Source organism: uncultured Erythrobacter sp. (genome assembly GCF_947499705.1).
Lineage (GTDB): Bacteria > Pseudomonadota > Alphaproteobacteria > Sphingomonadales > Sphingomonadaceae > Erythrobacter.
Genome location: NZ_CANMPJ010000001.1, coordinates 2,015,758 through 2,039,285 on the forward strand (window position 1 = coordinate 2,015,758; position 23,528 = coordinate 2,039,285).

Annotated in this window: 21 protein-coding genes; 7 read left to right on the plus strand and 14 right to left on the minus strand. The window is 59.2% G+C overall.

Annotated elements, in window-relative coordinates; genetic code table 11:
* Window positions 1-4 precede the first annotated feature (4 nt).
* The 4 genes from Q0837_RS09615 to truB form a co-directional block, all read right to left on the minus strand.
* Complete coding sequence (locus tag Q0837_RS09615) at window positions 5-1,054, minus strand: succinylglutamate desuccinylase/aspartoacylase family protein (protein WP_298468134.1); 1,050 nt, start codon at window positions 1,052-1,054, stop codon at window positions 5-7.
* A gap of 129 nt (window positions 1,055-1,183) precedes the next feature.
* Window positions 1,184-3,475, minus strand: coding sequence for a polyribonucleotide nucleotidyltransferase (pnp, locus tag Q0837_RS09620; RefSeq protein ID WP_298468137.1), 2,292 nt, complete (start codon window positions 3,473-3,475; stop codon window positions 1,184-1,186).
* A gap of 227 nt (window positions 3,476-3,702) precedes the next feature.
* Complete coding sequence (rpsO, locus tag Q0837_RS09625) at window positions 3,703-3,972, minus strand: 30S ribosomal protein S15 (protein WP_298468140.1); 270 nt, start codon at window positions 3,970-3,972, stop codon at window positions 3,703-3,705.
* A gap of 12 nt (window positions 3,973-3,984) precedes the next feature.
* The gene (gene truB, locus Q0837_RS09630; RefSeq protein WP_298469873.1) at window positions 3,985-4,968 is read right to left on the minus strand and encodes a tRNA pseudouridine(55) synthase TruB; all 984 of its coding nucleotides are present in this window, start codon (window positions 4,966-4,968) and stop codon (window positions 3,985-3,987) included.
* Window positions 4,969-5,076: 108 nt separating this feature from the next.
* Here truB and Q0837_RS09635 point away from each other — a divergent pair, with 108 nt between their 5' ends.
* The gene (locus tag Q0837_RS09635) at window positions 5,077-5,970 is read left to right on the plus strand and encodes a hypothetical protein (protein ID WP_298468144.1); all 894 of its coding nucleotides are present in this window, start codon (window positions 5,077-5,079) and stop codon (window positions 5,968-5,970) included.
* On the opposite strand, the gene Q0837_RS09640 is transcribed toward Q0837_RS09635, so the two are convergent.
* From Q0837_RS09640 to Q0837_RS09650, 3 genes are all read right to left on the minus strand, one after another.
* Complete coding sequence (locus Q0837_RS09640; protein ID WP_298468148.1) at window positions 5,942-7,396, minus strand: SLC5 family protein; 1,455 nt, start codon at window positions 7,394-7,396, stop codon at window positions 5,942-5,944. The genes Q0837_RS09635 and Q0837_RS09640 overlap by 29 nt on opposite strands.
* A gap of 167 nt (window positions 7,397-7,563) precedes the next feature.
* Window positions 7,564-10,437: a TonB-dependent receptor gene (locus Q0837_RS09645; RefSeq protein ID WP_298468150.1), complete on the minus strand. Its 2,874-nt coding sequence runs from the start codon at window positions 10,435-10,437 to the stop codon at window positions 7,564-7,566.
* Between the two features lie 245 nt (window positions 10,438-10,682).
* Window positions 10,683-11,555, minus strand: a complete 873-nt coding sequence (locus tag Q0837_RS09650; RefSeq protein WP_298468152.1) for an AraC family transcriptional regulator — start codon at window positions 11,553-11,555, stop codon at window positions 10,683-10,685.
* A 122-nt stretch (window positions 11,556-11,677) separates the two neighbouring features.
* On the opposite strand from Q0837_RS09650, the gene Q0837_RS09655 reads away from it, so the two are divergent.
* Genes Q0837_RS09655 through galK form a run of 4 tightly spaced genes read left to right on the plus strand, consistent with a single transcriptional unit; the run spans window position 11,678 to window position 17,569 of the window.
* Window positions 11,678-13,945 carry an alpha-galactosidase gene (locus Q0837_RS09655; protein ID WP_298468155.1) on the plus strand — a complete coding sequence of 756 codons (2,268 nt, stop codon included), beginning with the start codon at window positions 11,678-11,680 and terminating at the stop codon, window positions 13,943-13,945.
* A 9-nt stretch (window positions 13,946-13,954) separates the two neighbouring features.
* The gene (gene glpD / locus Q0837_RS09660; protein WP_298468158.1) at window positions 13,955-15,448 is read left to right on the plus strand and encodes a glycerol-3-phosphate dehydrogenase; all 1,494 of its coding nucleotides are present in this window, start codon (window positions 13,955-13,957) and stop codon (window positions 15,446-15,448) included.
* Entirely contained in the window at window positions 15,445-16,533 is a 1,089-nt protein-coding gene (locus tag Q0837_RS09665) for a galactose-1-phosphate uridylyltransferase (RefSeq protein WP_298468159.1), read from the plus strand. Before glpD ends, Q0837_RS09665 begins: the two co-directional genes overlap by 4 nt.
* Window positions 16,526-17,569, plus strand: a complete 1,044-nt coding sequence (galK, locus tag Q0837_RS09670; protein ID WP_298468162.1) for a galactokinase — start codon at window positions 16,526-16,528, stop codon at window positions 17,567-17,569. Before Q0837_RS09665 ends, galK begins: the two co-directional genes overlap by 8 nt.
* On the opposite strand, the gene Q0837_RS09675 is transcribed toward galK, so the two are convergent.
* On the minus strand, window positions 17,566-18,282 hold the full coding sequence (locus tag Q0837_RS09675; protein ID WP_298468165.1) for a site-2 protease family protein: 717 nt from the start codon (window positions 18,280-18,282) through the stop codon (window positions 17,566-17,568). The genes galK and Q0837_RS09675 overlap by 4 nt on opposite strands.
* A gap of 48 nt (window positions 18,283-18,330) precedes the next feature.
* Entirely contained in the window at window positions 18,331-18,906 is a 576-nt protein-coding gene (locus Q0837_RS09680) for a thymidine kinase (RefSeq protein ID WP_298468168.1), read from the minus strand.
* Between the two features lie 146 nt (window positions 18,907-19,052).
* On the opposite strand from Q0837_RS09680, the gene Q0837_RS09685 reads away from it, so the two are divergent.
* Window positions 19,053-20,675: an AbgT family transporter gene (locus tag Q0837_RS09685; RefSeq protein WP_298468171.1), complete on the plus strand. Its 1,623-nt coding sequence runs from the start codon at window positions 19,053-19,055 to the stop codon at window positions 20,673-20,675.
* 80 nt (window positions 20,676-20,755) lie between these two features.
* Complete coding sequence (locus Q0837_RS09690; protein ID WP_298468173.1) at window positions 20,756-21,343, plus strand: YceI family protein; 588 nt, start codon at window positions 20,756-20,758, stop codon at window positions 21,341-21,343.
* A 204-nt stretch (window positions 21,344-21,547) separates the two neighbouring features.
* Here Q0837_RS09690 and rbfA read toward each other — a convergent pair whose 3' ends face one another.
* Genes rbfA through Q0837_RS09715 form a run of 5 tightly spaced genes read right to left on the minus strand, consistent with a single transcriptional unit; the run spans window position 21,548 to window position 23,515 of the window.
* The gene (gene rbfA / locus Q0837_RS09695; RefSeq protein WP_298468176.1) at window positions 21,548-21,958 is read right to left on the minus strand and encodes a 30S ribosome-binding factor RbfA; all 411 of its coding nucleotides are present in this window, start codon (window positions 21,956-21,958) and stop codon (window positions 21,548-21,550) included.
* 18 nt (window positions 21,959-21,976) lie between these two features.
* A complete protein-coding gene (locus Q0837_RS09700) occupies window positions 21,977-22,522 on the minus strand; it encodes a DUF1697 domain-containing protein (protein ID WP_298468179.1) in 546 nt (181 codons plus the stop codon).
* The gene (locus Q0837_RS09705) at window positions 22,522-22,953 is read right to left on the minus strand and encodes a PaaI family thioesterase (RefSeq protein ID WP_298468182.1); all 432 of its coding nucleotides are present in this window, start codon (window positions 22,951-22,953) and stop codon (window positions 22,522-22,524) included. Before Q0837_RS09705 ends, Q0837_RS09700 begins: the two co-directional genes overlap by 1 nt.
* Window positions 22,950-23,363, minus strand: a complete 414-nt coding sequence (locus tag Q0837_RS09710; protein WP_298468184.1) for a PaaI family thioesterase — start codon at window positions 23,361-23,363, stop codon at window positions 22,950-22,952. Before Q0837_RS09710 ends, Q0837_RS09705 begins: the two co-directional genes overlap by 4 nt.
* Window positions 23,360-23,515 (minus strand): hypothetical protein, encoded by a 156-nt coding sequence (locus tag Q0837_RS09715; protein WP_298468186.1) that lies wholly within the window; start codon window positions 23,513-23,515, stop codon window positions 23,360-23,362. The genes Q0837_RS09710 and Q0837_RS09715 overlap by 4 nt, the downstream gene beginning before the upstream one ends.
* Window positions 23,516-23,528 lie beyond the last annotated feature (13 nt).

Genomic DNA, 23,528 nt, shown 5'->3' on the forward strand with positions numbered 1-23,528 from the left:
GCCGCTAGACGATTTCGTCTTCGTCGAACAGTCCATCAGCGAAGGCTGCGTCTTCAATATCGTTCAAGCGATCTTCTGCCGTCGCGTGCCGGTCCACCTCGGCAATGTGCATCAAGGCGTCGCCCTGATTGACCACCGGCAAATTGCTGCGCCCGATAATGACGCCTGAAATATGCGCCTCGACAGCCTCGTCCATGTCGCCAAACGGATCGGCGAGGAAACCGACTGTCTCGCCCTTTTCGACCGCCGCGCCGTTGGTTTTGGTCGCGCGGAATATGCCCCCGGCAGGCGCGCGCAGCCAACTGGTGCGGCGGCTGCGGATGGGCGTGGCTCCGACTTTGCGTGGCAGCCGGACGTTCATTCCGAGATGCGCCATGACGCGAAGAATGCCCTGCACGCCAACCCGCATGCTGAGCTCATCGAACCGCAGTGCTTCGCCCGCTTCCAGCAGCAAGACGTCGCAATCGTGGTCTGCCGCTGTCTGACGCAGCGAGCCTTCCCGCAGGTTAGAAACAATGATTGCAGGCGCGGCAAAGACCTCGGCCAGTTCGGCGGCTTTTGCCCGGCCTTCGCTGATGCGGATTTGCGGAAGGTTTTCGCGGTGCAGGCCAGCGGTGTGCAGATCAATCCCGATGCTGCTGCGCCCGATGATCTGCTCGGTAAAGTGATGCGCCAATTGCGCCGCGAGCGATCCTTTTGGCGAACCGGGGAAGCAGCGGTTGAGATCGCGCCGATCAGGCAGATACCGCTGGTGCTGAACGAAGCCGTAGGCATTGACGATAGGAACGCACAGTAGTGTTCCAGCTAATCGTTTTGCCGAAACCGCGTTGATCACCCGCCTGCATATTTCCACGCCGATGATCTCGTCGCCATGCACGCTGCCGCTGATGAACATGACCGGGCCGGGTTTAGTTCCGTGGATCACACGCACACGCATCGAAATTTCGGTGGCCGTGGAAAGGCGGCTGACGGGAACATCGATGGTCGCGCTAGTGCCGGGCTCGACCGTGTGGCCTGCAAATTCGAATGGCTGGGCGGAAGGGGGTTTGGCCAAAGTCTCAGAACTTTCGAGATGGGATCGGATCGGTGGGACTTAGGCGAAGGCGCGCAGGAAAACATCCGGAAAACAAAAGGGCCGCGAAGGATTGCTCCTGCGCGGCCCTGTTTGTCTGTGTGTGAAGGATTAGTCCTTCAGGAAGTCGGGCATTGATGCCGGGCCGTCATTTCCGCCCTTGTCGCCGCCACCGCCGCCGCCTTCGCGGCGCGGACCGCGACCACGACCGCCACGGCGATCACCGCCGCCTCGTGGGCCACGGCCACCCTTGTCACCGCGCGGTTCGCGCGGCGGGCGGGTGTCTTCCAGCTCTTCACCAGTTTCCTGATCAACGACCCGCATCGAAAGGCGGACCTTGCCGCGCTGATCGATCTCGAGGACCTTGACCTTTACTTCCTGGCCTTCGCTGACGACGTCGGTCACCTTCTCGACACGCTCGTTCTTCATTTCGGAGACGTGGACGAGACCGTCCTTGCCGCCCATGAAGTTCACGAATGCGCCGAAATCGACGATGTTTACGACCTTGCCTTCGTAGATTTTACCGACTTCAGCCTCTTCGGTGATGCCTTCAATCCACTTTTTCGCAGCCGCAATCTCATCGGCGTTCGAAGAGCTGATCTTGATCGTGCCTTCGTCGTCGATGTCGACCTTGGCGCCGGTTTCAGCGACGATTTCACGGATCACCTTGCCGCCCGTGCCGATAACGTCGCGGATCTTTGACTTGTCGATCTGCATCGTTTCGATACGCGGAGCGTGCTTGCTGACTTCACCGCGCGATGCGCCGAGAGCTTCGGTCATCTTGCCGAGGATGTGCGCACGGCCGGCTTTCGCCTGCTCCAGAGCCTGAGTCATGATTTCCTGCGTGATGCCGGCAACCTTGATGTCCATCTGCAGGCTGGTGATGCCTTCTTCCGAACCGGCCACCTTGAAGTCCATATCGCCGAGGTGATCTTCATCACCAAGGATGTCGGACAAGACGGTGAACTCGTCACCTTCAAGGATCAGGCCCATCGCAATGCCCGAAACCGGACGCTTCAGCGGAACGCCTGCATCCATCATCGAGAGCGAGCCACCGCAAACTGTCGCCATCGAAGACGAGCCGTTGGACTCGGTAATGTCTGACAGAACGCGGATTGTGTACGGGAAGTCTTCCGTCGTCGGCAGAACCGGGTGCAGCGCGCGATAGGCGAGCTTTCCGTGGCCGGTCTCGCGGCGGCTGGTGAAGCCGAAACGACCCACTTCGCCGACCGAATAGGGCGGGAAGTTATAGTGTAGCATGAAGTTGTTGTACGAGAGGCCTTCCAGCCCGTCGATCATCTGCTCTGCGTCCTTCGTGCCCAATGTGGTGGTGCAAATCGCCTGCGTTTCACCGCGGGTGAACAGCGCCGAACCGTGGGTGCGTGGAAGCAAACCAACCATCGCCTCGATCGGGCGAACTTCGTCGGTCTTACGGCCATCGATACGCTGACCATCCTTGAGGATCGCCTTGCGAACGATGTCGCTTTCCAGCTTCTTCACGAGCTTCAGGATGCCCATATATTGGCCGGGATCGCTTTCAGCGAGATCGGCGTAATGGTCGCGCGCTTTGGCACGAGCGGCATTGACTGCATCCTGACGTTCGCTTTTCTCGGTGATCTTGTAGGCAGCAGCCAGATCGTCACCGATGACACCGCGCAGCTCTTCGAGAGCGGCGCTCTTGTCTTCGACCGGATCGAGTTCCCAAGGGTCCTTGGCGGCTTGCTCAGCGAGATCGATGATCGCGCCGATAACCTTGCGGCTTTCTTCGTGAGCGAACATCACCGCGCCGAGCATCTGCTCTTCGGTCAGTTCCTTGGCTTCGGATTCGACCATCATCACTGCGTCTTGCGTCGCAGCAACCACGAGATCGAGATTACCTTCTTCACCCAGAGCATCTGTGACGGTCGGGTTGAGGATATATTCGCCATCGTTCGAGTAACCCACGCGTGCTGCGCCGATTGGACCCATGAATGGCAGGCCGGAAATGGTCAGAGCAGCCGATGCCGCAATCATCGCAAGAATGTCTGGCTCGGTCTCACCATCATAGGAAAGGACCTGACAGATCACGTTGATTTCGTTGTAGAACCCTTCAGGGAACAGCGGGCGACATGGACGGTCGATCAGACGCGACGTGAGTGTTTCTTTTTCAGTGGCGCGGCCTTCGCGCTTGAAGAAGCCACCCGGAATACGTCCGGCGGACGAGAATTTTTCCTGGTAGTGGACGGTGAGCGGGAAGAAGTCCTGGCCTTCTTTCACCGACTTGGCGGCGGTCACGGCGCACAGCACCACTGTTTCGCCATAAGTGGCCAAAACGGCGCCGTCTGCTTGACGGGCGATCTGACCTGTTTCCAGAGTGAGGGTTTTTCCGCCCCACTCCAGCGATACGGTTTTCTTGTCGAACATGTATTTTCCTTTTGACCCACGCCGCCTGATTGCGTGCGCGGGGCCTATGTTGTCTGGTCGTATCGCGGTCGCAGAAACCGGTATCCACTTTCTGCTGCGATACTCCCAATTCCGGGTATGCCGTCCCGGTCCGGTGTGGGGTCTTTTCTAGCCCCTAGGCCCGCGAACCGGATGTTCGCAGCCCCATATGCAAGAAGCGGCCCATGAGCGGGCCGCTTCCAAAACTCTTATTTGCGGAGACCCAGCTTCTGGATCAGTGCGTTGTACCGCTCGACGTCTTTCTTCTTGAGATAGGCGAGCAGGTTACGGCGCTTGTTGACCATCATCAGAAGGCCGCGGCGCGAATGGTTGTCTTTGTGGTTACCTTTGAAGTGGTCAGTCAGGTTGCGGATGCGCTGTGTGAGGATCGCGACCTGGACTTCCGGACTTCCGGTGTCGCCCTTGCCCTGGGCGTTGTCTTTGATGATTTTTGCTTTTTCTTCGGCGGTTACCGACATATCTTTTCTTTCTTACTCAGCGACATCGGGAAGGTTGAAGCCCCGGACCACTTTGGTCCTACCGTCTGAAATCTCCACTAGCGCCACCGGCACATTGTCCAGCATCGCACAGTAAAGCCCAGATGGTTGGGGCAGCTCAGACAAGACCCGGCCCTGTCGGACCGCCTGCGCGTCTGTCTGATTGAGGTGAAGGGCCGGGATGTCGTCCAGCCCCGCCCCTAACGGCAGGAGGAGGTCTTCAATGGGCGCGCCTCTACCGATTTCGTTGAGTTTGTCCAGCGAAATCGCTTGGGATTCGGTGAAAGGCCCCGCTTTGATGCGACGTAAATAGGTAACGTGGCCAACCGTTCCAAGAGCTCGCGCGATATCGCGGGCTAGCGAACGTATGTAAGTGCCCTTCGAAACATGCGCTGTCAGGGTGATGCTGTCTGCCATTTCGAGCGGTGCAGAAGGGTCATACGGATCGGGGCGGCCTGCAGTGGTTTGGAAGGCTGAGACAAGCTCCCCCTCCCCGGCATAGCCCGATCCAATGGTGAGTGAATGAATCGTCACGTGGCGTGATTTAAGTTCGACCACTTCGCCAGCACGTGCCCGGTCATATGCCCGCTTGCCATCGACTTTGAGCGCTGAGTAAGCGGGTGGCACTTGCTCAATCGGGCCGGTGAAATGTTCAAGCACTGCCGCAATCGCGGCCATCGGCGGGAATCGATCGACACGCTGGGTGACCTCACCCTCTGTATCGAGCGTATCAGTCTCGACCCCGAACTGGATCGTGAACTCATAGATTTTGCTGGCATCCAGCATGCGCCCGGCCAGCTTGGTCGCCTCACCCAGTGCAATCGGCAGCACGCCCTCGGCCAAGGGATCGAGCGTCCCGCCGTGACCGACCTTGCTCTTGGGATAGCCACCTTCGCGCAGATTTCGCTTCACCGCTGCCACCGCCTGCGTCGAGCCCAACCCACGCGGTTTATCAAGGATCAACCAGCCATTCACCATGCGGCGCGCTCTAGGGATGTGAGCCAAGAGCGTCCAGTCACAGACTTAGGGGATTTCCGAAAGGTCCTGGCACGCCCTGAATTTACTGTGCTGTGGCAGTTAGGGCCCATGAAACTGATCATTCATCCCGGCCTGCACAAAACCGGATCGACCTATCTTCAGCATGTGCTGAACACCAACCACGCGCAGCTTACGGCGCGCGGAGTGTGGTATCAGCCGCAGCAAGGCTACCCCGCGCATCACAGCGCGGCTTGGCAAATCCTGTGCGGTGATCCCGAGCCTCTGGTGACAATGATCGAAGAAGCGCGGGCCGCCAATTGCCACACATTGATCCTGTCTTCGGAAGACCTCGAAGGCGCGCTCTATGATGACCGGCCGCTGCACGCGATCGACGATGCGACCAACCAGACTGAGGTTCGCGACATTGAATGGCATGTCGTCCTGCGCGATCCCGGTGAGGCCTTTGCCAGCCTGTTCGCGCAGTTGCAGCATCACGTCTATGCCGACGCTTTCCAGCTGTTCTTCGATGTGCTGCGACGTGGCTTTGTGCATATGGCGGCACCCATGCCCGATACCGGCACGCCCTACTGGTATTACAGCTTCGACCACCTCAACGATCTTGGTCGGCTGGAAAAGCGTGCAGGCGCCCCGGTCATTGCCCACGATTTCGCCGCAAAGGCCGCTTTTCCGGGCGCTGCGATCCTCGAACAGCTTGGCGTACTCGACGCCATATCAGCCCTCCCCGGCCCCGAAGCGCGCAATGCCCGGCCAAGCCGCGATGACATCATCAAAGGCTATGTAATGCGAGTAGCCGAAGCCATACCGGACGAAACCGAACAGCAGCGCGTAGTCGACGGCTTTCTAGGGTGCCTCGAAAACGGCCTGGACAATATCGGCACCTATGCCGCGATGGTTGGCGAGCGTTTCGGCGAAAGCCAGCGCGCCGCCCTTGCCGGCTTTGCGCCGGCTAGCGTTACGCGGCAGCCGGATCCGGTTCGCTAGCCCTACCGATCGCGAATTCAGCCCGCTGTCCGAAGATCACGAGGTTTGCGAGCAACGAGACCACGATGGCCAGCACCAAAGTCACCGCCATGCCGTGGATGTAGTGGGCGGGCTCCCACACCATGCTCCAGAAACCGTAGAAGGCTACGCCAGCGACAACACCAATCATCGCTGCCGCGGCTTTCACATTGCGGAAAGCCAAGCCCACGACGAAGGCTGACAGGATCGGCATCGAAAGCAGGCCATAGAGTTCCTGAACGGTGTTGATCAGGCTTTCCTGGCTAGCAAAGAAGGGCACCAGTGCGAGCGCCAAGACACTCATCACAATCGACACGATGGCGCCAAGACGCCCCACCCGCTTGGGCTCGTCGACATAGGCCTCGTGGATGTCGCACACATACAGTGCGGCACTGGCGTTCAGGATCGAGTTGAACGTCGTCAGCACGGCGGCAAAGATTGCAGCGGCAAAGGCGCCTGACAACCACACCGGCAACACCTCACCGACGATCATGCCGTAGGCGGGGTCGCCCACATCGCCGAACAGCTTGTAAGACACGATACCAGGTACGACGACGATGATCGGCACGATCGCCAGGCGAATGCCTGCCGCGACGAGCACGCCCTTCTGTGCCTCTTTGATGTTCGGAGCCGCCATAGCGCGTTGCGTGATCGTCTGGTTGGTCGACCAGTAGAATGTCTGGATGAAGATCATGCCTGTCAGCAGCGTGTGCCACGGGATTGGACTGTCATTGTCGCCCACGAGTGTAAGACGCTCGGCGGGGATACCTGTGAGGTCGAAGTCGATCGCCTGGAGAGCCAGAAACACCACAAGTAGCGCTAAGCCGAGGACCAATACACCCGAATATGTATCTGACACGGCCACGGCTCGCAGACCACCAAAGATCGCATAGGCTGCCCCGACAATCGCGATCACAACCGAGACGGTCATGATCGTCGTAAGGTCGGTGCTTTGCCCGGTCAGCGATAGAAGGAACAGCGAACCACCATAAAGAATGGCAGGCAAGAATATGAAAAGGTTGCCGAACAAGAACAGCAGGCTGATCAGTGCGCGGATATGCTTGTCGCCATACTTCTTCTGCAAGAGCTCGGTCGTGGTCGTGCAATTGTTGCGATAATAGACCGGCAGAAACACGAAGGCGAGAATGAACAGGCCTGCGACTGCGGCGAATTCCCACCACGCTAGCAAAGCCATCTGGTTGCCGTTCATGCCGATCAACTGATCGGTCGAAAGGTTCGTGAGCGTGATTGAGCCAGCGACAAAATACCAGGCCAGTCCACCATTAGCGAGGAAGTAGTCCCGCTCATCGCCGTCGCCCGCCCCTCGCTTGCCACGGCAATGCATGTAGGTGGCAAAAGCGATCAGCGCGGTGATGATCAGGAAGACCGCTATCTGGACTGTGCTCATTAGGTTGTCTCTCCCGAAGGCACTCTCGCGGCGCCTGTCATTTCGCTACCTGTCACAAGTTCAGCGCGTCTCGGCAAGCCTGCCCTTAAGGAAATGGCGGACATTCCGCACAAGGAATGTCCGCCTCCCCCACGCTGGTCGGGCCGTGCAGGCGGCCCTGCCTGCGATCAGAATTTGGCGCGAACACCTGCTGTGTAGCGTGCCCCGGTGCGCTCATAGGTGAGCACCCGGTTCGGGAAACGCGAAAAGTCACGCGTGTCTTCGTTCAAAACGTTGAGCCCCTCGACAAAGACCTGGAACTGATCGGTCAGTTCATAGCTGGCCGAGAAGTCTACTTGACCGAACGCTTCGCGTTGGCGCGGCTCGCTCTGCACGTCATTCTCCTGCACCAGGAAACCATCGCGGTAATTGTATGAAACGCGTGCCGAGAGCGGACCGTTCTCATAGAATCCCGTGACGTTGACCGTATGCGGCGTGAACCCGTTGAAGCCGAGATCGCCGACCGGCGCATTGTCCTGGCTGGAGGTCACATATGTGTAGTTGATGATCCCGCCAAAGCCGTTGTCGAACGTTTTCTGGAAGGCGATTTCAGCGCCGCTGATGCTGCCCGAAAGGCCGTTGCGTTGGCGCGTGTCCTGGAAGGTTACGTCTACCGGAGTATCGACCGTCAATCCGCCATTGCCCGCCGGGAAGATGACGACGCCAGGCACTGGCAAGGTCGATTCCTCAAGGAAACCACCCAGCTCCTTGTGAAAGCCAGCCACGCTGAAATAGCTAAGCGAGTCGAAGTACCACTCGAACGAAACGTCGAAATTGTCCGCTTCGAACGCTTCGAGCAGCGGATTGCCGCCACCGCTAAGCGGCGCGTCCGAACGCCCGCCGAACGTATTGGCCACGCCCAGAGCCGTTAGCGTCGGGCGCGTCACTGTGCGCGCGTAGCTAAGCCGCAACACGGTATCGGCAGTCGGCTCAACCCGGAAGCTGACCGAGGGCAGGAAGTTCACGTAATCGTTCGGCACCGAGATGTTCGTTGCCGGACCAAAGACCGTGACAAGCTGCGTATCGCCCGGCGTTTCACGGAATTCGATCACTGGCTGATCGATACCGCTCGATATCACGTCGGTGAAAGCGATGCGGAAGCCGATATTTGCCGACCACGGAAGCTCGCCACCGAAATCGCCGCCCCACTCCGTGCTGAAGTAACCAGCATAGATTTGCTCTTCCACCGCAAAGCTACCGCCCGGATTGAACGACGGCGTGTAGATGCCAAGCACCGGATCAAGCCCGCCGCTGTTCAGATAAGCCAACACCTCGGCAGTGTTGCCACCGGTACGATCCGGATTCTGCAGATTGGCGACGCTGTTCAGCTGAGCGAACGCGTCTTCGAAACTTGCAGTCAGGATAGTCGAAGGAACCGTGTTCGCCCCCTCGACACCGCTCAGGAAGCCATCGAACGAGAACTCGCTGAGGATCGAAGTGTCGAACGGCACCGTGTAACCGCAATAGGCGCAGAAGATTTCAGCCGCGGAGATATTGCCGAACCCGGGCGCGGCAAAGTTGTCGAACAGGTTCTGAACCTTTTCGCGATCGGTGTAGATCGCGCCAAAGGTCGCGTTCAGCAGCGGGCCTGCATCGATTTCCCACTCACCGTCGAAGCGCACTTCGAAGACCTCATCTTCCACTGTCGTGCGGTTGACGTTTACAAAGTGGAGGCGCTGGATCGAGGTGTCGACAAAGTCCGCGTCCAGAATATTGGTAATCGTCGAAATGCCGCCGGTGTTGGTGGATTCGATCAATGGCGATGTTGGCGCAAGCGCGCCAAGAACGACAAACGGGTTCGTCCCATCACGGGTTGCGCGCGACCAGGAAACATCCGCGACAAAGGTCAGTCGGTCGCTGGCTTCGAATTCGAAGTTTCCACCGAATGCGAATGTCTCTGCCTCGCGATTGTTCGATGTCAGCACATTGTCGTTCTGAGAAAGACCAACCGTGCCAGCAATGTCGGGGTTGCGAGCCGCGAAGTCCTGACTGGGCCGGCTGAACGATGTGACCGTGCCATTCGCGTCGATCTGAGGATCGAGGAATGGCGGACTGAAGAAGCCAGAAAACTGCTGGTCGAACGAGTCGACTTCAAACCGTGAGTACAGACCGTCGAAGGTAGCCGTGAACACATCTGAAGGAGCGAACTGAAGCGCGCCGTTCAATGTGATGCGCTCACGATCTTGAACATCGCGGCTGAAGATAACCTGCTGCTGGACCCGCGCACCTGCTGGCAGTGCGCCAATGTCGGTCGCTTGCAACCCGGTGGAGGATTCTGGAGCGAAAATCGCTGCATCACCCTGACGCAGGGCGTAGCCGTTGGTGATGTTGCGATCAATTTGCGCGTTACGCAGATTATACGAACCGCCAAACAGCACGCCAACCGTTCCGTTGGACCACGATACAACGCCGGTGATGTCGGTGCCGATGTCTTCGCTCAGGTTCTCGTAAATTGCCGCTGCTGAAACGGACGCATTGAAGCCGAGGCGATCGATCGGGCGTGCGGTCGTGATATTGACGACCGCGCCGATGCCACCGGATTGGAGACCAGCCTGCGAAGATTTGTAGACCTCTGCCGACTGAATGATGTCTGCTGAAAGTACATCGAACGAGAATTGACGACCGGGGTTGTCGGTAGCGAGCGTGCGACCGTTCAAGAGCACCGCGTTGAATTCCGGGCCGAGGCCGCGAACTGTGATAGACTGGCCTTCACCGCCCGAACGGTCGATTGCGACACCGGTGATGCGCTGCAACGCTTCTGCAACGTTCTGGTCGGGAAACTTGCCGACATCTTCGGCGGAGATCGCATCGACCACAACTGCGCTGTCACGCTTCAGATCGATTGAGTCCTGGAGGCTTTTCTTAAAGCCGGTGACGACGATGACATTCTCTTCGCCTTCCGCGCTGGGGGTATCTGCGTCTTGCGCAAGGGCGGGGCTGCAAACTGCGATTGCTGCGAATGCAGCAGACTGGGCCAGGACGGCCCGCTTTGAAAACAACATTGCTCTCTCCCTTTGGGTTCACCCCTGTTGAGCGATCGCTGGCGGATCGGGGCGATACCGGAGACCCGGTGGGGTCGGGCTAGAAGTCTGCCGTGCAAATTCACGAGTTCCATAGGCGGATTGGACGGGCATGAACTTTTTGGGTTCAATCCACAGCCGAACCGGACGACAAATCATCCAGTGTCATAATTTTGCAACGCCAATCCCTCGTGGAGGTCGGCAAGTGCAACGTGAAATCCCAAATCCTAAAATCGGCTCGGATCGCGGCCAATCCGTGTTCGGTACTCGGAAGGAGACCAACCAACTGTTTTGCTGAATTGGCGGCTAAAGTGGTATTCATCGCAAAAGCCCAGCTCGTCCGAGATGTCGCGCAGCAGCACGCCCGGCTCCCCGAGCATTTCGCACGCACGCTCCATGATCAGACTTGTTCGGTAGCGACCGGGCGATCTGCCCGAAAGCTTGCGAAAACGCTTGCGAAATCCCTCGTAGGATTGCTCCATTCGCCCGGCGGCTTGCCGAACGTCCATAGAATCGGCAATCGCCGATTTTGCTTGTTCAAGCCAAGCGATATCATCGACCATGTCCTGCTCACCGGCCTCAACGATGTCGGTGAGCAATTCCTGGAGCCGAACCGTTTCGCGCATCAACTCGCTTTCGGTTTGAGCACGCGCTCCCCCGATCAAACCAAGGATCCGATCGCGCCAGAAATCCATCGGACGGAGCGAGACAACCGGTCGATCTTGATCAAGGCATCCGGACGAGCGCCACAGGTCAAACACCGGACCTTCGAAAACCATGTAGAATTCGTCCCAGCTTTCGCCGGGTGGCGGACCATACCAGTGCTCGATTTCGGGAAAGACGATGATCACATCGCCCGCCTGCACTGGCAATTCAACCCCGCGTTCATCACGGTAGCTCCCGTGACCGCGAGTGACATAGACGAGGTTGAAATGCGGTAGAACGCGCTGCTCAGTCAGCACTCCGACACCGTTGTGGAGAAAGCACGCGATCTTTATCCCTCCAATGGGAGACAGATGCAGATTCTGTTTGTAGACTTTTTCTTCCCACATTTGCGGACCTTTAGCATTGCAACCGAACTGGAATACCAAAAACTTCATGCCCGGCCAAAACGCCTCTTCACAACGCGCCTGCTTTGGCGTGAATATCCCGGTTGGCTGGAATTCCGGCCAGGGGAGAGATCGCGCAACAGACGCGATGGGACGATGGATGGATTCCTTGGATGGCTGATAACGCAGAAACTGGTGGTGCGTTCGCGCAGAGCGAGCACGGCGATGCCGTGGCCGGTGACGAAATGGCAATGCAGCAGCACGGGCCGGTGCCAGCCCATGACCCTGCCGAAGACAATGTCGGCGAACATCAGTTCTTCGAGCTGCGCGCCGCGGGGACGCTGGTCGCGATTGAAGCAACGCATGGCATGCGCCCGATCATTCTATATGCGGGCCCCGATCTGCCGGGTGTCGCCGCGAAAGATCTGGCACTCCTTGCAACGCGTCAGCACGCACCCGGCAGCGCGTCGGTTCCGCTGCGCGGCTCGATACTCAACGAAATCGGGACGGGAATTTCCGGCCCTTCCGGCCTGGTCGCACATCGCGCGGGACAGGATTGGGCAATCGATCTACGGATCGAACAAGTCCAGACTGTCGGCGAGAACGCAATCGCCATCCATTGCCACGACACCAATGTCGCGGTTGCATCATGCCATCGGCTCGCAATCGATCCCGAAACCGGTGTTCTGACCTGCAGCACCAGCATCGAGAACCATGGCAAGGACAAGCTGGAGCTGGATTGGTGCGCAGCCTTGTGCCTGCCTCTCGATCAGCGACTGGACCGTGTCCTTAGTTTCACAGGCCGCTGGTCGGGCGAGTTTGAAATCGAGCAGATTGATGCCTTTCAGGGCAGCATCGTACGCGAAAACAAAGCGGGCAGGACCAGCCACGACGCGTTTCCCGGCGGTTTTGCCGTGGCGGCGGATACCAGCGAAACGCGCGGGCTGGCGGTTGGGTATCATCTCGCTTGGAGTGGGAACCACCGTCTGCGGATAGACCGCCACAGCGATGGCCGCTCACTGGTGCAGATGGGCGAAATGACCTTCCCCGGCGAGATTAGGCTGGGACGCGGTGAAAGCTATCGCTCGCCGGACTTTATCGCCGCGTGGTCCGAAGACGGGCTGAATGGTGTTTCTCAGAGGTTTCATGATTACGTGCGCGGAAGCGTGATGGGGCCGCGCAGCCTCAGGAAACCGCGCCCTGTGCACTACAACACCTGGGAAGCGGTCTACTTCAATCACGACACCGACACCCTGATAGAACTCGCCGAAGCTGCCGCCGCTGTCGGCGCAGAACGGTTCGTGCTTGACGATGGCTGGTTCGGCAGTCGTCGGCACGATGGCGCGGGCCTGGGCGATTGGTGGGTCTCGGAGGAAGTCTATCCCGAAGGTCTCCATCCGATCGTCAATCGGGTCAAAGAATTGGGCATGGAATTCGGGCTGTGGTTCGAACCCGAGATGGTCAATCCCGACAGCGATCTTTACCGCGCGCATCCAGACTGGGTGTTGCAAGCTGAAGGAGTTGAGGCGGTTCCCTTTCGAGGTCAATTGACGCTCGACCTGACGAAGCCCGAAGTTTTCGACTATCTCTTCGGCAAGATCACCCAGCTCGTCAGCACCTATGGCATCGCCTACATCAAGTGGGACATGAACCGGGATACCAACCATCCCGGCAGCAGCGGTCGCGGCGCGATGCATCGCCAGACGCTGGCGGTTTATCGTCTGTTCGAGCAACTGCGCGAGGCGCATCCCGAACTAGAGATCGAAAGCTGCTCGTCTGGCGGCGGTCGCGCCGATTTTGGGATCATGCGCCACGCTGACAGGATTTGGACTTCGGACAATAACGATGCGCGTCAACGTCAGGCGATACAGCGCGGAGCAACCCACTTCCTTCCGCTGCGCGTGCTTGGCAGCCATGTCGGGCCGAAGCGCTGCCATGTCACGGGCCGCGAATTCTCAATGGTATTCCGCGTCGCCAGCGCGGTGTTCGGACACATGGGGCTGGAGCTCGACTTGCGCGACGAAAGCCCGCATGACTTGAAAGTACTGAAGGCCGGTATCGCGCTTTACAAGGACCACCGCCAGCTGATCCACACGGGCCGCTTCCTTCGGCTCGCTTCACCCAGTCATACCAACCTGATCGGGTGCGTCTCGCAGGATCAGGGCGAAGCGATCTTCTCCTACGCAAAGCTGGAAACCGAGGTAGCAACCTTGCCACAGCGCGTGCATTTCGCCGGGCTCGATCCAGAGCGGACCTATCGGCTGCGCCTGATCTGGCCGCCGCACAACCCTTCGATCAGCTACCCCTCGATCGTCGATGCGGCAGAATTGCTGGGCGAAGGGCGGGTGTTTTCCGGTGCAGCCTTGATGGGGCATGGTATACAGCCACCGCTGACCTTTCCGGACACTTGCCTGTTCTACCACCTCGAAGCGGACATCTGACCCCTTGCCATGAGCGAACAATTCGACCTGCTTGTGATTGGCGGCGGCATCAACGGCGCAGGCATTGCGCGCGATGCAGCGGGTCGCGGGTTATCGGTTTGCCTGGTCGAGAAAGACGATCTCGCCCAGCACACGTCAAGCGCGTCGACCAAGCTGGTGCATGGCGGTCTGCGCTATCTTGAGCATTTCGAGTTTCGGCTGGTGCGCGAAAGCCTGATCGAACGCGAACGCCTGCTCAAGATCGCTCCGCATATCATTTGGCCGCTGCGCTTCGTGTTGCCACACGATGACGGATTGCGGCCGAAATGGATGCTGCGGCTTGGCCTGTTCCTGTATGACAATCTGGGCGGCAGGAAGCTTCTGCCGCCAACGCGAACCGTCGATCTGCGCGCTGCTCCGCATGGCAAAGTTCTCGAAGAACGGCTCGTAAAAGGTTTTGAATACTCGGATTGTTGGGTTGAAGACTCTCGCCTAGTCGCACTCAACTGCCTCGATGCGAAAGAGCACGGAGCCGACATCCGAACCCGCACGGAATGCGTAGGGCTGGAGCGGCAAGCGGATGGTTGGTCTGCAGAACTCCGGAGCGAAAGCGGCGAAGTGCAGATTCACGCCAGAATGGTCGTCAACGCCGCAGGGCCCTGGGTCGACAAGGTGCTCGGCCGCGCCATCCCCAGCGACAGCCACGAAAACCTGCGCCTCGTCAAAGGCAGCCATCTGATCTTCCCGCGCCTGTTCGAAGGCGAGCATTGCTACATCTTCCAGAACAAGGATGAGCGGATCATCTTCGCGATCCCCTATGAGCGCGATTTCACTTTGGTCGGAACCACCGATGTCGGTTTCGAAGGCGATCCATCGGGGATTCAAATCTCTGCCGCGGAGGCACACTACATCTGCGACGCCGCCAACGAGTATCTCGAAGTCGACATTGCGCCAGAACAGGCTGTGTCGAGCTATGCCGGAGTCCGCCCGCTTTACGATGACAGCTCCGCCTCAAACTCGACCGTCACGCGCGACTATGTCTTTGAGCTGGATCGGGGCAGCGACAACAACGCGCCACCGATGCTTTCAATCTTCGGCGGTAAGATTACAACCTATCGTAAACTTGCCGAACATGCGCTTGAGAAATTGGGTGTTTCCGGAAATTCGTGGACCGCTGACAAGCACCTGCCTGGCGGCAACATTGATCCAGAACACTTCGACGATTTCGTGGCAGAAACAGCACGGCGATACCCTTGGCTGCCCGAAAGCGCAGTCGCTCGCATGGCGCGTGCCTATGGCACACGGATCGACACGTTGATCGGGACAGCTCAGGGGCTCAACGATATGGGACCGCATCTGGGCGGAGACCTCTATGCTCGCGAGCTCGAATACCTAGCCGAGCATGAATTCGTGACCACTGCCGAGGATGCGCTGTGGCGGCGCAGCAAGCTGGAGCTCCATCTTGACGATGCGTCGAAAGCGCGGGTGCGCGATTGGTTTGCGCAGCGAAAGGTCGCGGCGTGAGCGGTGCCATTGCACTCGATCGTTCGCTCGGCGGGCGGGCGACTTTTCGCCGCGATCATCGCAAGGCCGATGGCCGCATGCTGCATCTCTATGGCCGCGAGCCGAACGATCTTCCGCTGCAATCGGAAAGCGCCGATGAGATCGCGCAAGGCGGCGAAATCCGTCATCACCCGCTCCGCGATGAGTGGAACGTTTACGCCGCGCATCGTCAGAACCGCACTTTCAAACCGTCAGCAGCGGACGATCCATTAGCGCCCACACTGCCCGGCGGCCCCGAAACCGAGATCCCGTTCGAGAGCTTCGAACTGGCGATATTCGAAAACAAGTTTGCCGCGTTCTACCCCAGCGCTTCCGATGCGTCTGCACTGCCCGGGATCACGTCGGAACCAGCAAAAGGCGCATGCGACGTCGTAGTCTACGCGCCCGATGGCAGCGGCAGCCTGCACACGATCGGTCAGGACCGCCGCGAGGTGCTATTGGCGGCGCTAATCGACCGTTACGAGACGCTGTTTGCGGCAGGGTGCGACTATGTCCTCCCCTTCGAAAATCGCGGAGACGAGGTCGGCGTTACGCTGCATCATCCGCACGGACAGATATACGGGTTCGAGCGCACGCCGGTCATCCAGCAGCGCGCCGTTGACGCGTTTGCAAGCGGATACGACTTAGCGGCAGAGATCACGGCCGCTTTGCCCGATTATGGCCTTGGTGAAGAAGGCGGTGTTGCAGCGTTCGTGCCCCGCTTCGCGCGCTTCCCCTACGAAGTTTGGCTCGCACCGCGCATTCGCCGCGAAGGGCCGTGGGATTGCAGCGACGAAGAGCTTGAAGGACTTGCGCATTGGCTGGGTGAGATCACGCGCTGCTACGATGCGCTGTTCCAGCAACCTGCCGCCACAATGATGGCATTTCATGCCGCACCGCGTGGTGGGTCGAACGGTTACCATTTCACCGTGCAATTTTACCCACTGTTGCGCGCGCCGGGACGGGTCAAATACCTCGCCTCAGTCGAACAGCACACCGGCACATTCACCGTCGATGTGATGCCCGAGAGTGCTGTTGGCGTTCTGCGAGACGTCGCCGATGGCTGAAACCTTCACGGGTACCGCACCGGGCCGCGTCAACCTGATCGGTGAGCATACGGACTATAATGGCGGGATGGTTTTGCCAGCCGCCCTCTCGATCGGGCTTGAAGTCACCCTCGCGCCTCGCACCGACAGCGCCGTGGCAGTTACGTCGAATGGCTACGATGCACCTGCAATCCGCGAGCTTTCGGACGATGCGGTCGGCGAATGGTCTGACCCCTGTGTCGGCGCAATCCGCGAGGCCAATGCGCTGGACCTGCTGAGCGGCGGCGCGACGCTCGACCTGCACTCGACCATACCGGAGGGTTCTGGCCTGTCGTCTTCGGCAGCCTTGATCGTCGCAATTCTGAAGGCCGCACGTGAGGCCGCTGGCGGCGGCCCTGACGATGTCGAACTCGCCATCGCCGCGCGCCGGGTCGAGAACTACTATATGGGTGTGCCCTGCGGGATCATGGATCAGATGGCGGTTGCGCTGGCGACGCCCGGCACAGCGATGGCGCTCGATACAAAGGCTCTTTCATACGACCTTGTCGCTCTGCCCGCCGGCTTCGAGATGGCGGTGGTGCACTCTGGTCTCACCCGGAAACTGACAGATGGTCGTTATGCCGCTCGAAAAGTCGAATGCGACGCCGCCAAACGACATTTCGGGACCGAAGACCTGTGCCTGCTGGACGAGGCAACCGTCGAAGCCGTCGATCTGGACGACATTCCAAAGCGCCGCACGATGCATTGTCTAACCGAACATGCCCGCGTGAAGTATGCGCTCGCGGCGATGCAGGCCTGCGATATGGATTCATTCGGCGCTCTGATGAACGAAAGTCACGCGTCGATGCGCGATCTATTCGAAATGTCACTGCCTGAGATTGATGCGTTGGTAGAAAGCGCGACCGAATTCGGAGCTCTTGGAGCCCGATTGACTGGAGGCGGCTTTGGCGGCTGCATTGTGGCGTGTCTGAAGTCTGGTCAGCGCGAGGCTTGGCTCGCAAAACTGCTCGAAAGACACCCGGACGCACGCTTTATCGACGCGGTAAGCGCGGATTAGGCTCCGCCAACAAAGCTCGCGAGCGTCAGATAATACCTCATCACCCAGTCCACTGGCGGCATGACAATCTGCTCGATCCAGCCGGTCCCGAATGCCCAGCTGCCAGCGATGATTGCGATGAGCAGGAAGATACCAACCTGCTGGAGTTTGTCCCACTGCGCTCGCATGCTGCGTGGGAGCAGGCCTCCAACAATGTGTGACCCATCAAATGGCGGGATCGGCAACAGGTTGAACAGGCCGAGAAACACATTGATCAACATGAAATAAAGCAAGCCACTAGGGAGGTATAGCACCTCGCCCGCTGCCCCTGCGACCAGAGCAAGCCCGGTTGGAGAGGGAACCAGTCCCCAGCTAGCCGGCGCCAGCACACCGAAGATGATCGCCCCCACTCCTGCGAGAACGAAATTGCTCGCCGGTCCAGCTGCCGCAACCGCCATCATGCCATAGCGCGGGTTGTTCAGCCGCCACTTGTTGACCGGCACTGGCTTGGCCCAGCCGAACGCCGGGCCTCCGAACAGCAACAGCACACCCGGAACCAACAGCGTTCCAATCGGGTCGACATGCACAATCGGATTAAGCGTCAGCCGACCGCGCTCACTCGCCGTCCCATCGCCAAGCGCCTTGGCCGCGTATCCATGTGCGACCTCATGAAACACGATGGCAATCACAAGGCACGGGACCAGAACCAGCGCGACGGTAAGGGTGTCGATCATGGAGTTGAGATAGGCGCGCCATTGGTGACGTACCAGAGCAGAACCGACTTACGCCTTTAGCGCCTCGCTGAAATGCTTGCGACACAGCGCAAGGTAGCGATCGTTTCCGCCGATTTCCGTCTGCTCGCCCTGCTTGATTGGTTTACCCTCCCCGTCGACGCGCAGGTTCATGCTGGCTTTGCGTCCGCAATGACACACTGCTTTCAGCTCGACGAGGGTATCCGCGATCCCCAGCAGCGCCGCCGAACCGGGAAACAGCTCGCCCTGAAAGTCGGTCCGTATCCCATAACAAAGCACCGGGATGCCCGCCTCGTCAGCCAACCGCGCCAACTCCCAAACCTGATCGTTGGTCAGGAACTGCGCTTCGTCGACCAGCACACAATCAATCGGCTCAGCTGTGTGGGCCGCGTGGATCGCGCTCCAGAGGTCCGTCTTGGGCGAATAGAGATGCGCCTCTGCATCAAGCCCGATCCGGCTTTTCACCATGCCTTGTGATCGGGTATCGAGCTCCGCCGTCCACAGCATCGTCCGCATGCCGCGCTCACGGTAGTTGAAGTCGGCTTGCAGCATGGTGGTCGATTTGCCCGCATTCATGCTGGCATAGTAGAAATAGAGCTTGGCCATGCCGGAAGCCTAACGGGACGAGGTGCCGAGTGCCAATGCCTGCCTCCCTCCGCTTTCCACAGGACGCGTTAAGCGGGAAGACAGGCAGAGGCAGCGATGCTAGCTCTTTCGCAACGACATTCTGAGATTTCGGGGATATTTCTGACATGGCAAGCGCAGCGCCCACACCGGACGCAAACGCCGCACCCGGCGGCATTCTTGGCTGGATCGAACGGAGCGGCAACAAGCTGCCCGATCCGGTCTTCCTGTTCTTCTGGCTGATCTTCATCCTGATCGCGATTTCGATCGTGGCGGAATTGCTCGGCCTCTCGGCATCGCACCCCACGGAGATCGATCCCGATACCGGCGTGGCCAAGGTCATCGCGGCCAAGAGCCTGCTTGCCGCTGAGAATATCCAAAAGCTCTGGGTCGATATGCCCAAGACCTTCACCCACTTTCATCCGCTCGGATATGTGCTGGTGGTGATGCTGGGCGCAGGCGTTGCCGAGCGGGCCGGACTGTTCGGCACCGCCATGCGAGCTGGTGTCCGTGACGCGCCCAAGGCTTTGCTGACGCCGATCGTCGTGTTGGTCGGGATGATTGGCAACCTCGCCGCAGACGCGGCCTATGTCGTGCTCATCCCGCTTGCCGGGATCATCTTCCACGCGGCTGGCCGTCATCCGATCGCTGGGATCGCGGCCGCCTTCGCAGGTGTTTCCGGCGGATTTTCCGCCAACTTGCTCCCCGGTCAGCTCGACGCATTGTTGTTCGGTATTACCGAGGCCAGCGTTGAGACCGTGTTCGGCGACTTCACCGCGAACATTGCAGGCAACTGGTACTTCATCGCAGCGATGACCTTTATCTTCCTGCCGGTGATCTGGTTCGTCACAGACAAAATGATCGAGCCGCGCCTCGGCGCTTTCAAACCGGAACTGGCCTCGGCCACCGATGCCGACCAAGACAGCGACCGTCCGCTGACAGCCGAAGAGAAAACTGGCCTGAAGTATGCCGGACTTGCGGTGCTGTTCGTGGTCGGCTTGTGGATGTTCTTCACATTTGGTCCCGGCACCCCGCTCATCAATGAGGAAGCCGAGCTGGAAAGCGCTCGCCTTACACCCTTCTATCAAAGCTTGGTCGCCGGCTTCTTCATCCTGTTCCTGCTTGCTGGCTGGGCCTATGGCAAAGGCGCAGGTACAATCGGCGATCACCGCGATCTCGTGAAGATGATGTCCGGCGCGATGGAAGACCTCGCCTATTACCTCGTTCTCGCCTTCGCTGCCGCGCACTTCGTCGCGATGTTCGCATGGTCGGAGCTTGGCCTGATCCTCGCTGTGCACGGCGCGGATTTCCTTGGCAGCACCAACATGCCGGCCTGGGCATTGCTCGCATCGATCATCATCGTATCGGGCCTGCTCAACCTGTTCGTCGGTTCGGCGAGCGCGAAATGGGCGCTCATCTCACCGGTTATGGTACCGATGTTGATGCTGCTCGGAATTACGCCCGAGATGGCCACAGCGGCCTACCGCGTCGGCGACAGCGCGACCAACATCATCACTCCGTTGATGGTGTATTTCCCGCTGATCCTGATCTTCTGCCAGCGCTGGAACAAGGACTTTGGTCTTGGTTCACTGGCGGCGACCATGCTGCCCTACTCGATCGGACTGATGGTTGCCGGCCTCGCCCTGACCATTGGCTGGGTCGTGCTCGATCTGCCGCTGGGTCCGGGCGCTGGCGTCTTCATGGAGATCCCGACACCGGAGAGTGCTGGCGCCGTTGCTCCCGCAAATTGAACCATTCGGCGGCTTCTTTCGATTGGACCATGAAACCAATCGCACGACGCAGACGTAAGACTGTGTAGAGGAGCCGCCGCATGCCTGCCGCAAAACCATTGTTGAACCGCTTGTTCTTGTTGCCGCTGCTTGCGCTGTTCGCACTCGGCAATTCTAGCGCGCCGTTGACGTATACTCTCGACGCAAGTGCCAGCTCGGTCTCGGCAAAGGTTCCGTTCTTCGGTCTGTCGAGCAAGACGGCCGAGTTCCCCAAGATGTCGGGCAAGGTCACAATTGTCCCTCGCCAGCCCGAGCGTGCGGTGATCGATGTGACCTTCGATGCGACGGCCTTGCAAGCGCCCGACAGCGTCACGCTGGAGCGGCTGCGCGGGGAGAAGTTCTTCTGGGTCGAGAAGTATCCGAGCGTCCGCTTCGTCGGAAAATCGCTGACAATGAAGTCGGCAACCAAGGGCACAGTGTCGGGCCAGCTCACTGCGCGGGGTGTGACACAGCCGCAGGTTCTCGAAGTGACCTTTGACACAGATCCTCTGAAGGCCCCGCGGGGCAAGGCCGTCAGCTTTACCGGCACGACCAAGATCGACAGGCGGAAATACGGGATGAAGAGCTACCAGCTGATCGTCGGCAACAAGGTCGACATCAAGCTGCGCGCGCGGATGTTGCCGCGCTGAAATCCTGAGGTTGCGCCAGCGAAGTTGACACAATTGACACTGTGTCACCCGGTCAACTGAGTGCATTCATATTTAATATCAGTATGTTGCTGGAAAAATGCGAAGTTGACACTTTGCCAACACGAAACGCCTTTTCGATGGGATTCAGTTTTCAAAGAGCATCACTGTGATGCCATCGGATTGGGCCTGTAGGAAAGCGTCGCTTCAGCCCGCTTCGTCCTCTTCACCCAGATCTCGCGCCACTTTAGGATCGCGCAGCAGCGCCTCGATCCGATCGGCTTCCTCGAAACTCTCATCCTTGCGAAACTTGAGCTTGGGCGCGAATTTCAGTCCGAGCCGCTTGGCGACTTCGCGCTGGAGATAGGCGGTGTTCTGGCGCAGCGCCTGCACCACATCGTCTTCATCGGCCCCGAGCAGCGGCTTAACATAGGCAGTGGCATTGCGCAGGTCCGGCGTCATCCGCACTTCGGTAACGGCAATGTTGGCGGCGCTGACGATGTCGTCATGCACTTCCTGCCGCGCCAGCAATTCGCTCAGGATATGCCGCACCCGCTCGCCGACTTTCAGGACGCGGACCGAATGCTGTTCGGCGGAATAAGGATCGCGTTTGGCCATCAGGGTTCCTTAATCCTCTCAGGCCATCTTCGAAATGATATTCTTGAGTGAGTTCATATTGCGCGCGGTACCTTTGCAACCGAGCCTGCGCTCAAGGAACTTGCTCGACAGGTCCGATACACCGACACCGTGCACATAATCGAGATACAGCACGCGGTCGCCGAGCGCGAGACGCTCGCTGCCCTTTGTACTGTGCTCTTCCAGCAGCGCATCGAACCGAGCTTGATCCGGCTGCTGGCTCAGGAAGATCGAATGCACCATCTTGTCCGATCCATGTTCCGGACCAGTGCCATGAAACGGATTGTCATCGACCGCAGTCTGCACCTGTTCCTTTGTGCGAACCATCACGCAGCTATTGAACTTGAAGCGATCGGCAAGCACACGCTCCAACTGCTTTTCGATATACACCGGGTCGCGTTCATCCGAGAGGATCAGATTGCCGCTCGCCGCGACGGTGACGAGTTCCTTGAAACCTTCCTCGGCAAAGGCAGCCTTAAGATCGACCATCTTCACCCGGTTGCCGCCGATATTGATGCTGCCGAGCAGAGCGAGAAGACGGGCCACTATCTCGGCTCCAGATCTGCCCCGGTCGGGCGCGGGGTCGGGATGTTAGTGGAGGTTGCACGGGCCAGCACTTCGCCATCTTCGCTTAGCAATTCGCCTTCGAGATAGATCACGCGGCGGCCGGCTTTCACCACCCGGCCCGTGCCGATGATCGGACCTTCACGGACGGGTTTGAGCAGCGACATGGAAAATTCGAGCGTCAGCGGCGCAAGCTCACCATCGGTCGACAGGACATGCGCATAGCCCATGACATCGTCGAGATAACCGCCGACCAAACCGCCCTGAACACCGCCGCGTGCCGTGATCATCTCGCGTTTGACGGTGAAGCGCATAGTCGCGGTTAGCGTGTCCGGATCCCAGGATTCGAACTCGGAGCCGAGCAAGGCGGTGTGCGGCGAGATATCAGAGGTGAGGAATATGTCGTCTCTCATCCTTCCGCTCCCGGCACGGCGGTCGGCAAAGCAGTCGAACGCGCACGGGCGAGCAGCTTGCCATCCTCGTCGTAGAGTTCGCCTTCAAGAAACGCGACGCGGTTTCCAGCGCGCACAACACGGCCCTTGGCGATGATTGGCGCAAGCGGGACTATGCGCATGAAGGACAGGCTCATATCGAGATTAAGCGGTAGGCGCTGCTCGTCGGTCACTGCCAGCAAAGCGCCGCCCATCACCTCGTCGAGAAACCCCGCAATCAACCCGCCCTGCACCGCTCCACGCGGAGAGGCAAAGGACGGCGGCGGTGTGAAGCGCGTAGTGAGCTCGCCCTTGTCCGCGTCGAATGACACAAACTCGCTGCCCATCAACTCAGCCGAGGGCGAGCGCGGACCTTCGTAGATTTTGGTCAAAACGAAAACCAATCAGGAATGACAAGGAACCCAGCCGCGAGCACGAGCGGGATTGGCAGACAGCCACTCAGCCATGACAAGCAGCCGTCTGCTTCCTTGTCTCGTTTCTTAAACTCTTCTTCCTGATCGGCGCCCTCGGTCACAGCGTCCATCCCTGCTCCTTAC